Source organism: Salinivibrio sharmensis (genome assembly GCF_001995985.1).
Lineage (GTDB): Bacteria > Pseudomonadota > Gammaproteobacteria > Enterobacterales > Vibrionaceae > Salinivibrio > Salinivibrio sharmensis.
Map to the genome: position 1 here is coordinate 22358 of NZ_MUFC01000007.1, position 10477 is coordinate 32834.

General features: G+C 51.6%; 7 protein-coding genes. 4 read left to right on the forward strand and 3 right to left on the reverse strand.

Annotation, left to right across the window (positions count from 1 at the left end):
* Positions 1-108 precede the first annotated feature (108 nt).
* Entirely contained in the window at positions 109-1038 is a 930-nt protein-coding gene (gene lpxL, locus BZG74_RS08460) for an LpxL/LpxP family Kdo(2)-lipid IV(A) lauroyl/palmitoleoyl acyltransferase (protein WP_077772194.1), read from the forward strand.
* 47 nt (positions 1039-1085) lie between these two features.
* Here the strand turns inward: lpxL and glnE are convergent, their stop codons facing one another.
* The 3 genes from glnE to BZG74_RS08475 all read right to left on the reverse strand — a co-directional run bounded on the left by glnE (position 1086) and on the right by BZG74_RS08475 (position 7501).
* Positions 1086-3941, reverse strand: a complete 2856-nt coding sequence (glnE, locus tag BZG74_RS08465) for a bifunctional [glutamate--ammonia ligase]-adenylyl-L-tyrosine phosphorylase/[glutamate--ammonia-ligase] adenylyltransferase (protein WP_077772195.1) — start codon at positions 3939-3941, stop codon at positions 1086-1088.
* 94 nt (positions 3942-4035) lie between these two features.
* Positions 4036-5637: a methyl-accepting chemotaxis protein gene (locus BZG74_RS08470; protein ID WP_077772196.1), complete on the reverse strand. Its 1602-nt coding sequence runs from the start codon at positions 5635-5637 to the stop codon at positions 4036-4038.
* Positions 5638-5977: 340 nt separating this feature from the next.
* Complete coding sequence (locus BZG74_RS08475) at positions 5978-7501, reverse strand: CYTH and CHAD domain-containing protein (protein WP_077772197.1); 1524 nt, start codon at positions 7499-7501, stop codon at positions 5978-5980.
* Between the two features lie 222 nt (positions 7502-7723).
* Here BZG74_RS08475 and BZG74_RS08480 point away from each other — a divergent pair, with 222 nt between their 5' ends.
* The 3 genes from BZG74_RS08480 to BZG74_RS08490 all read left to right on the forward strand — a co-directional run bounded on the left by BZG74_RS08480 (position 7724) and on the right by BZG74_RS08490 (position 10432).
* Positions 7724-8404, forward strand: coding sequence for a TIGR00153 family protein (locus BZG74_RS08480; RefSeq protein WP_046074245.1), 681 nt, complete (start codon positions 7724-7726; stop codon positions 8402-8404).
* A gap of 28 nt (positions 8405-8432) precedes the next feature.
* Positions 8433-9689: an inorganic phosphate transporter gene (locus BZG74_RS08485; RefSeq protein ID WP_077772198.1), complete on the forward strand. Its 1257-nt coding sequence runs from the start codon at positions 8433-8435 to the stop codon at positions 9687-9689.
* Positions 9690-9799: 110 nt separating this feature from the next.
* Positions 9800-10432 carry a TIGR04211 family SH3 domain-containing protein gene (locus tag BZG74_RS08490; protein WP_268794292.1) on the forward strand — a complete coding sequence of 211 codons (633 nt, stop codon included), beginning with the start codon at positions 9800-9802 and terminating at the stop codon, positions 10430-10432.
* Positions 10433-10477 lie beyond the last annotated feature (45 nt).

Sequence of the window (10477 nt, forward strand, 5' to 3'; positions counted from 1 at the left end):
CTCAACACTCACTGCGCACACTCGCGCAGGACAGCGCCAAGAATTTACTCTACAATGGCGCGGGCCGTACGGCTCTTTCTGGTTTGGTTTTCATGAGTCATTAACGCTATGAGCGATTTTTCAGCCCCCACTTTTCGCATTGGGTTTCTTCACCCTCGCTATCTTCATACCTGGCTCGGCGTCGGGTTAATGTATCTGGCTAGCTGGCTGCCTTATCGCGTCCAATTCTATTTAGGCCGCGGTTTAGGTCACTTGATGCATACACTAATGAAACGCCGCGTTAAAATTGCCGATCGTAACCTAGCGCTGTGCTTTCCAGAGATGACGCCCGCTAACCGCGCTGCGATGGTGAAAGAAAATTTTGCCAACGCTGGCCTTGCCTTGTTCGAGACTGGTATGGCGTGGTTTTGGCCCAAATGGCGAATCAACAAGCATGTCACCATTGAGGGACTAGACACCCTGCTTGAGCTTGAACAACAAGGCAAAGGCGTGCTGTTGATTGCTGTGCACTCACTGAACTTAGAGATTGGCGCGCGCGGCTTAAGCGAACAAACGCCTGGCGTGGGTGTATACCGCCCCAACACCAACCCTGTGTATGACTGGTTTCAATTCCGTGGCCGAATGAAGCGTAATATTGGGGTTGATCGCAAAGACGTCAAATCGATGATCCACTACCTCAAAGAAGGCCATCGAATGTGGTATGCGCCCGATCACGACTATGGTCGCCGCCGCTCAACCTTTGCTCCGCTGTTTGCGGTCAAACAAGCTTGCACCACCACAGGCACCAGTTTGCTGACTCATGCCGGTCACGCCACCGTGGTACCTTTTTCTGTAGTGAGAGAACGGCGGCTAGGCCAATACCGCGTTAAAATCGACCCACCGATAACGGATTTCCCTAAAGAGGCGCATGCCGCAGCCGTGGTCACTAACCAAGCGGTTGAGCGTTTGATCCTGCGCGCCCCTGAGCAATATATGTGGTTGCATCGCCGTTTTAAAACCCGCCCAGAGGGTGAACCTTCCTTATATGAGGGAATCTAGCCCCATATAGGCCGCCAATCGCGGCCTCATTATTGCGCCTTACGCTGCTAGTCTGCTTGCCCATCAAACCACTGTTGCCAGGCTTGCTGCACGATTTCACGCTCATCGATAAAGGCATCAGCCTCCACCTTACCACTCTCACCCGCCAAATGGCTGCGATGAAGCGCATTGCGCATCCGCGTATAGGCCGACTTTAACCCCGCCGCCTGCGCCAGTGGCATCACTCCCAGCTCTCCGGCTTGCTCAAAAATGCGCGCATTGTCGCTGTAACGGGTAAGCGCCGGTTGACTGGCACTGTTGCCGAGCACTAAGTATTGCGCCAAGAACTCGATATCAGTGATCCCACCAGCGTCTTCCTTGATGGAGAAGGTATCTTTTTGTCCTGTCGCTTTATGCTGACGCATTTTTTCACGCATGCCACTGACTTGCTCTCTCAAAGTCTCCCTTTCTCGTGGGGCAGCAAGAATATGATGACGCACCTCGGTAAACGCGGACTCAAGCTGAGGGTCACCGTATATCATGCGCGCACGCACCAGCGCCTGATGCTCCCATGTCCAGGCTTCGTTTTGTTGGTAATCCGCGTAAGCCTCCAGTGTACTGACTAGCATTCCAGAGGTGCCAGAAGGGCGAAGGCGTGTGTCTATTTCATAGAGTACCCCAGAAGGTGTACGCGTAGAGAAAAGGTGGACGATTCGCTGGGCCAGACGCAGATAAAACTGCCGACCATCAATCACTTTGCGACCGTCAGTCTCGATATCCGCGGGGCAGTCATGCAGAAAAACCACGTCGAGATCGGAGTTATAACCCAGCTCCCATCCGCCTAACTTGCCGTAGCCAATCACCGCAAAACCACGCCCCTCGCGCTCGCCTAAGTGTGTCGGTTGGCCATATTTTTCCACCATTTGGTGCCAGGCCTGATTGACCACCGCCTCCACAATCGCTTCGGCCAAGTAAGTCAAATGATCACTGACGCGCATCACGGGCAGCACACCGGCGATATCCGCCGCGGCAATTTTTAATAACTGAACTTGCTTAAATTGACGCACCGCTTCCATTTGTTGCTCCATATCCTCAACCGGGATACGGGCAAGATAATCGCGTAATTCGCTGCGATAGGCATCGGGCGCTAAAGGTTGGTACAAATGGGTTAAATCGAGCAGCTCATCCAGTAGCAAAGGATAACGTGCTAACTTCTCTGCTACCATCGGGCTCGCCGTACAAAGCCGCAACAGCTGATCGATCGCCCCGGGGTGCTCATCCAACAGCTCTAAGTAGGTAGTCCGTGTCGAGATATTGAGTAACAGGTGGGTGATATGTGGCAACACCTGCTGTGGTTGCGGTAACGTCAGTAGCTTGCTTAACATCACCGGCATCAGACGGTTGAGCACCTCACGTCCTCGCGGCCCCACAGTGCGCTTGGCGAGCTCTTGTTTAAACGCCAATAACTGCTCAGCAATATTGGTGTCCGGTAGATCTATACCCGCTAAGATCAAGTGGGCGTTTTCTACATCTCGCGCCATCGCCCATAGATCATGATACTCAGTGTCGACATCCGTGTCTGTTTCTTGCTCATCTTCGCCAATCAAGCCAGAAAAAACCTGATTAACCGCTTGCATATGCTGGGTGATATCGGCCTGTAAGCGCGCCCAGTCGTTGACTCCCATAGCGTGACAAAGCCGCTCACGATCCAGGTCGTTATCGGGCAAGGTCTGCGTTTGGTTGTCATCAATGGCTTGCAGGAGGTTTTCGACCCGGCGCAAATAGCAATACGCGGCCTTTAATTGGCTTACCTCAGCGGTAGGCAATAATTCCAGTTCCGCAATCGCATCTAAAGTGTCGAGTAAGCCACGCTGGCGCAAGCTGGGCTCACGGCCGCCGCGAATAAGCTGAAACGACTGAGCAATAAATTCAATTTCCCGAATGCCTCCTGCACCGAGTTTAATATTGTCTGTCAACCCACGCCGGCGTACTTCACGTTGGATAAGCTGCTTCATCCGCCGCAGCGCTTGAATGGCACTAAAGTCAATATAGCGACGAAACACAAACGGGCGTAACATTTGGCGAAGGGTCTGATAGCACTCATATTGCTCTTTACCCATCACGCGCGCTTTCACCATCGCATAGCGCTCCCAATCACGCCCTTGCTCTTGGTAGTAATCCTCCAATGCCGAGAAGCTCATTACCAAAGGACCGCTATCGCCAAAGGGACGAAGACGCATATCAACCCGATAACAAAAACCGTCCACCGTGGGTTGGTCGAGCGCTTTGATCAGGCGCTGCCCTAGCCGGGTAAAGAATTGCGCGTTGGCGATACTTTTTCTTGCCCCCTGCGTCTCTCCAGACTCCGGGTACGTGAAAATTAAATCAATGTCGGAGGAAAAATTGAGCTCGCCGCCACCAAGTTTGCCCATGCCCAAAATCAGCATAGGTTGCGGCTCCCCCTCCGGGCTCATAGGTGTGCCCCAGTCTTGGCAGCCGCGATGATAAAGCCATTGATAGGCAGATAAGATTTGCGCTTCCGCAAGGGCTGACAGGTGCTGTAAACCTTGCTCAACCGGCCACCGGTCGTGGATTTCTTGCCACGCTATCCATACGAGCTCACGCTGGCGATGCCGACGGAGTTGGCGGTGAAACTCGCCCTCATCGGACACCGATTCCAGCGCCTGACTCAGCTCAGTTTGGTATGTTTGCTCACGCGAGGTTTGCTGATGATGCTGATACAGCCAATCGAGTAGCCCAGGAGTTTGGACTAATGCTTTGGCGATAAACTCACTACAGACCAAGGCCTGCTCGAGTTGCTCTCGCGCAGCCCCCTGCCACTGCGGCAAAGCATTAGGGGCAAATTCGTTTAATCGTGTCCAGTGCTGGTGCAAACAAGCGGCAAGCGAGTCAGAGAGTACCATGGGCAGTCCTTTTGCTGTCGTCCTGCTTCGACACTAACAAAAACGGCCCACCGATGCAGCGAGCCGTTGTTGGTTACGCCGTAAAACCTCAAACTTAGACCTTAAAGGCCTCAATTTTATCTTTGAGAGATTGCGCACTTTGTTCAACCATCTCTGCCGTTTCATGCAGCTCAGACGCTACCGTTACCGAGGCTTGAACCAAATCTTTAACATTGGTGAGGTTTTGGTTCATCTCACCGGCCACTGACGCTTGCTGCTCAGCCGAGGAGGCAATTTGGAAGTTCATGTCATTGAGCGATTGGATTTGCGTGACGATTTGCTCAAGCTCTCCGCCAGCCTGGCTCACTGACTCGACACCAGTGTTGGCCTCGGAAACACTGCGATCCATCAACCCCACCGCTTTTTGCGCACTTTGCTGCAACTGGGTGATCATGTCTTGAATTTCTACCGTGGCTTCTTGGGTGTGTTGCGCCAGCTTGCGTACTTCATCAGCCACCACCGCAAAGCCACGCCCCGTATCGCCCGCTCGCGCGGCTTCAATCGCCGCATTGAGTGCCAGTAGATTGGTTTGCTCTGAAATTCCCTGAATGGTGACCACGACGGTACCGATTTTCTCCACCTGGGCATCGACCTGCCCCACGACCTGGGATGACTCGCTGATGTCGTTGGACAGCTCATTGATGGTTTGGATGGTACTGCTCACGTGCTCTTGGCCACTGTTCGCCTGTTGGCTAGAGGTTTCCGTCGCTTTAGCCGCCTCTCGCGTATGCTCAGCGACGGTTTGCACGGTTGCACTCATCTCACTCATCGCCGAGGCGAGCTGATCCATCTCAGAGAACTGTTCTTGCGATGACTCTTTGGTTTCCGACATGCTGATCGTCATAATCTCAGCCAGAGAAGAAAGATCATCCGACGCTTGGCGCTGGGCGTTAATCACATCCACCAATTGCTGACGCGATCTTTCCAGCTCACGAGCTAAATCACCGAACTCGTCTCGGCTATTCATTTCAATCGGCTCACTGAGGTCACGGTTGGCGAGAGCCCGAATTCTGTCGGTGAGATAATTAATTTGGCGCAGCATAATATTGGAGCCGCCCAGCAAAATAACCATAAAAGAGACAATCATCAGCGCGGTTTGCCAGGCTACCTGAATCATATAATCTTGGTAATATGCCTGCGCCTCCGACGTCGGTTGTGATGCCACCAGCCACCAATCACTGCCGCCTACGGGCACGGCATAGCCATGACGGCCACCGTCATAAACGGTATAGCTAAACGCGCCTGATTGGTTGAGAAATAAGTCAGCGACATCGGTTCCGGTGCTGTCATCCGGTACGCGTAACGCGTCAAACTGGCGCATTGAAGGGTGAGACCAGACCTGGCGAGTGGTGCCATTGACCAAATATAAATAAGCCCCTTCGCTGAATTCGGCGTTCATGGTATCCACCGCCTCTCGCATCAAGCGCTCCCCATCAGGCTGATCGATGAGGGTGCCGGTCATGGCCGCACTGGATTGTGCAAGCTCTTGGGTCTGATTCAGAGTAAAATCAATCACGGACTGGCGAAACGTGTTCGCATCCCACATCTGCTTACCGACCAGAATAATGGTACTAAAGACCATGAGAATCACGAGTTTTGGGATCAAGCGCAGATTGGTAACGGGTTTTTCCCACGCATAGAAGGTATGTTTAGCCATAATCCTGAAAGCTCCATGTCCGTTATTAAGCAACTGACTGCGAAACGGGCGATAATGAATACTGAGTAACTTTATATCGGCAAACCTCACTCTCACTGAATCCTTGTTTACCGTATTTGTGAAATTTGCCCATAAACAATGCCCATAATGATAAGTTAATCAAATTATCATCACGCACCTTGCCTTTTTATAACGTAAAAAAGCGCCAAATATATTGATCCTAGAGACGGTTTTATCGAATCGCCTCAGACATTGCGACTGGATACTCAAGCAAGGTAACCGCATAAATGCACACATAAAAAAAGCAACCACCAGGTTGCTTTTTATCACTCTCGTTCGCTTAGTCTTGCCAATAAGGAGTAAGACGCAATCCCGTTTGACGGCTTTGCGTCATCGCATGAAACAGTGACTCTTCTTTACGTGCCAACCATTTCTCTGCCTGTTTTTTATCCTCTTCATCGTCAATCTCAACCACTCGCTCACGTACTGGTTCGAGCAAGCGCAACTCTTCAATACCTTGCAACATATCGAGCCAAGGCAAGCGAAAGGCTTTACGCCGACTTTTGTCATACAAAGAGGCCAAGCAGGTGCCTAGCAACAAATTGCGTTGCAAGCGAGGGTACTGGTCAAAGTAATCATGCCGCGTCAGTGGCTTAGTTTCATCAAATGCATCAAGCAATTCGTGCCAAGACTCTGGCAGTGCTTTATCGGCCAAACGTTGAATCGGTTGGGCGAGCTTATCTGCCGCTTTGTCATCGAGAAACGGCTGCCAACCTTTGGAGAGGATCCAGCGGCTTAAATCGAGCAGCAAGTTGCAATAGCGCGATGTATGCAGCAGCGCGACAATGTCCTCACGTTCAGGCAACCTCGCTTGTTCGGCCTTCAAGTTTTTCACCAAGGTTTTTCGCGCGTTTAGTTTGCGCAGATATTGGCCTTTGTCTTCACACAACCGAGCATTGATCCGCGCATCATCAAGCCATGCTAACTCACCTTCAAACCACTGAAGTTCTTGGCGGAGTAAACTGCTTGCTCGGCGCGGCACTACCCCGCCGAATAACACAAACGCCTGTCGGATCAACAAAACGGCATAACGAATTTCTTGCAATGCCTCGAGAGACTCGCGCTCAATGTAAATCTGCTCGTGATAATGCCAGTGATTCAACGCATGCTCGAGGATTCGAATCAGGGCTTTTTCTTGGCTATCATCCGCACCGAGTTTAACGATGGATAAGGCTTTAACCGGATCGCCCTGATAGTCGGTTGCCAGGCGGTAGCCACGCGCCGCCTTACTCAGGTTACCAAGGCGCAATCCGCCATCATCCGCCAGGCTGCGCGCTAACGAAAACAAGGCGTCGGTTTGCCCGGAAATCAGCTCCAGCTCCACCTCAGAAATCACATCTTTGTCACCGGCTTCGGTGGACACTTCACCCTGATCGCTCGCCAATTCAATCTGACTGCCATCATCGGTCGCCAACAGCCATTGCTGGCGCACAAAGTCGGTGGAAAACAACGGCTGAAGAGCCTGACTCAATGCATCAACATCAAGGTCATCGGGCCATGCGTCGACTGGGATCAAAGAAAGATCAGGTTCAGGTCCGTTAAGCTCGGCATTGTACTCTGGGCGCTGATGTAGCCCAGCGACGACCCGACCCGCGGTTTTGAGGGTTTGAATGTAAACGCCATCAAAACGACGTACCCGCAAACCGATATCATGGTTGCGTAGGGTAAAATCTGGCGTATCGAAGTAGATGTTTCCCAGCTCACGCTGGCTTTGCTGTAGCTGTTTTACACTGACAATTTTATCGCGAAGGCGATGAGAAAAGTCAGAAGAGACAAAAAATTTGAGCTCTATCTCAGTGTCCATACGGTTACCTATAGCCAATTGCCTGACAAGGATATGAACAATTGATCCTGTCGGCAAGCGCTATCACTACCAGGCTTGATCACGCGCACTGAGGCAGAGATCACAAAAGCTATTTCTTTAGCCTATGTTCTGCGCTACCATCGCCGCTCCGATATACCATCGTTGAACTTTTCGCCTCTCTTTTTGCCCTCTGGGCTCGAGGCAACCAGGTAGATTACGGCTATGCCAGTCAATACAATTGTTGGGCTATTTGCAAAAAGCCCTATTAAACCACTGCAGCGTCACGTAAATCGTGTAAACGATTGTTGTGAGTTATTGATCCCCTTCTTTCATGCTTGCGAGCAACAGGACTGGGACAAAGCAAACCAACTCCGTCAGCAAATCTCAGATATTGAAAAGGATGCTGATACCCTAAAGCGCAATATCCGGCTTAAGTTACCACGAGGCCTCTTTATGCCCGTCGATCGCACGGACATGCTCGAGCTCCTCACCCAGCAAGACAAGCTGGCAAACTTAGCCAAAGATATTGCCGGCCGCGTGATTGGCCGTCAGCTTCGTATGCCCCCCTCAATGAATGATGCCTTTATCGCCTATGTGCAGCGATGCTTAGATGCTGCCGCGCAAGCACGCCGCGTGATCAACGAGCTTGAAGAGCTACTTGAGACTGGCTTTAAAGGACGCGAAGTCACCTTAGTCGCCGAAATGATTCATCAGTTGGATGTGATTGAAGACGATACCGACTCTATGCAAATCCAACTGCGCCAAGCATTAATGGCCGTTGAGCAGGAGTACAACCCTGTTGACGTCATGTTCTTGTACAAAATCCTCGAGTGGGTCGGTGAAATTGCTGACCAGGCGCAACGTGTGGGTGCGCGCTTAGAGGTCATGCTTTCCCGTTCCTAACCGAGTGATGTAACAACAAGGTATTACAATGGAAATCCTGATGAATCACGGGACCATATTGATCATGGTCGCCGCGGCTTTTGGTTTTTTGATGGCGATTGGTATTGGTGCCAACGACGTCGCGAACGCGATGGGCACCTCAGTGGGCTCAAAAGCACTCACCGTCAAGCAAGCCATCATTGTAGCAATGATCTTTGAATTCGCCGGTGCGTATTTAGCCGGAGGTGAGGTCACAGACACCATTCGCAAAGGTGTGATTGACACCAGTTTTTATGCTGACCAACCGTTAGAATTAGTTTTTGGCATGATGTCCGCGCTACTGGCGGCAGGCTCTTGGCTATTACTTGCCTCATTCATGGGTTGGCCCGTCTCCACCACCCATTCCATTATTGGTGCGATTATTGGCTTTGCCTGCCTATCGGTTGGCGCTGATGCGGTCGACTGGCATACGGTGCAAGGCATCGTTGGCAGTTGGATTATCACCCCTTTTATCTCTGGTTTGTTCGCTTACTTTATATTTTTAAGTGCACAACGACTGATTTTTGATACCGACCGCCCCGTTCTCAACGCCAAACGCTTTGTACCGCTTTATATGTTTCTCACCGCGTTTATTATCGCGATGGTCACCATCAAAAAAGGCCTCAAACACGTTGGTTTGCACCTGACAACCCTAGAGTCGGTAAGCGCCTCCATCGTGCTCTCTGCCATGGTGATGTTTTTTGGTGTTTATTACATTTCTAGAAAGTATCGCGGCGAGGAAAACCAAGGTTTTCAGGGAGTTGAGCGGATATTTAGCCTATTAATGGTGGTCACCGCCTGTGCAATGGCCTTTGCACACGGCTCCAATGATGTGGCCAATGCGATAGGCCCACTGTCCGCTATCGTCGCGACCGTGCAAAATCTCGGTACCGTCGCCGAAAAAGCACAAATCGCCTGGTGGATTTTACCGATGGGCGGCGCAGGGATTGTACTCGGCCTTGCCACCATGGGGCACAGAGTCATGGCGACCGTGGGCTCGGGGATTACTGAGCTTACCCCTAGCCGTGGTTTTGCCGCGCAACTGGCGACTGCAAGTACGGTTGTGCTCGCCTCAGGCACAGGTCTCCCTATTTCGACCACCCAAACCTTAGTCGGCGGCGTCTTAGGCGTTGGCTTTGCCCGCGGCATTGCCGCACTCAATTTGGGTGTGGTGCGCAATATTGTCGCCTCGTGGCTGATTACCTTGCCCGCTGGCGCCTTGTTGGCTGTGATCTTTTACCAAGTGATGACCTCGCTATTTGCGTAACAAGCGCCGGTGATGTCAAATCACAGTCAAAAAAAGGGGGGCATGGCTCCCCTTTCTTTTACGCCTATGGCACTATGCCCAGCAAAGCCGATGTGTCCCACACTGAAATTATGCAAAGGACCCCAGACGTGAAACACCTGTATTCTGCTCTCGTATTGCTGTTCGTTCTCGTTGCCGCGCCTCGAGCGATGGCAGAAAACTATATTTCTGATGATTTGTTCACTTATATGCACGCTGGCCCGGGTACGCAATATCGCATTATTGGCAGTGTCGATGCGGGTGATAAAGTCACTGTGCTAAAACGTAACCGCGACGAGGGCTACACCCAAGTGGTTGATAGCCGTGGCCGTAAAGGCTGGGTAAAAAGTGACTACGTGACCACGCAACCTGGCTTAAAAGAGCGTGTGCCCGCCTTGGAAGCCGAGCTGAAAAAGGTGAAATCTGCGCTCGCCAGTGCAAAAGATGATGCCAAAGCACAACAAAAAGGCTTGGCTGAGTCGCTTAAACAACGCAACGCGCAGATTGAGAAGCTAGAAGCACACAGTAGCGAACTCAACAAAAAACTGATTGATGCACAAAGCGAAATCCGTGCACTACGTGCTAAAATTGACACACAAAAAGATGATCTTTTGATGCGTTGGTTTACCTACGGTGGCATGGTAGCTGGCGGGGGCTTGCTGTTTGGCCTGATTCTCCCTCACCTTATCCCACGCAAAAAGCGTCGCCGCGACGGCTGGGCATAATCGTGAATGAAAGGCTGCATTGGCAGCCTTTTTTATTGCAACCGC

Bases quoted from the DNA above. Each gene is read 5' to 3' on its own strand.
- lpxL (WP_077772194.1), top strand. From the start codon at position 109: ATGAGCGATTTTTCAGCCCCCACTTTTCGCATTGGGTTTCTTCACCCT.
- glnE (WP_077772195.1), bottom strand. From the start codon at position 3,941: ATGGTACTCTCTGACTCGCTTGCCGCTTGTTTGCACCAGCACTGGACA.
- BZG74_RS08470 (WP_077772196.1), bottom strand. From the start codon at position 5,637: ATGGCTAAACATACCTTCTATGCGTGGGAAAAACCCGTTACCAATCTG.
- BZG74_RS08475 (WP_077772197.1), bottom strand. From the start codon at position 7,501: ATGGACACTGAGATAGAGCTCAAATTTTTTGTCTCTTCTGACTTTTCT.
- BZG74_RS08480 (WP_046074245.1), top strand. From the start codon at position 7,724: ATGCCAGTCAATACAATTGTTGGGCTATTTGCAAAAAGCCCTATTAAA.
- BZG74_RS08485 (WP_077772198.1), top strand. From the start codon at position 8,433: ATGGAAATCCTGATGAATCACGGGACCATATTGATCATGGTCGCCGCG.
- BZG74_RS08490 (WP_268794292.1), top strand. From the start codon at position 9,800: ATGCAAAGGACCCCAGACGTGAAACACCTGTATTCTGCTCTCGTATTG.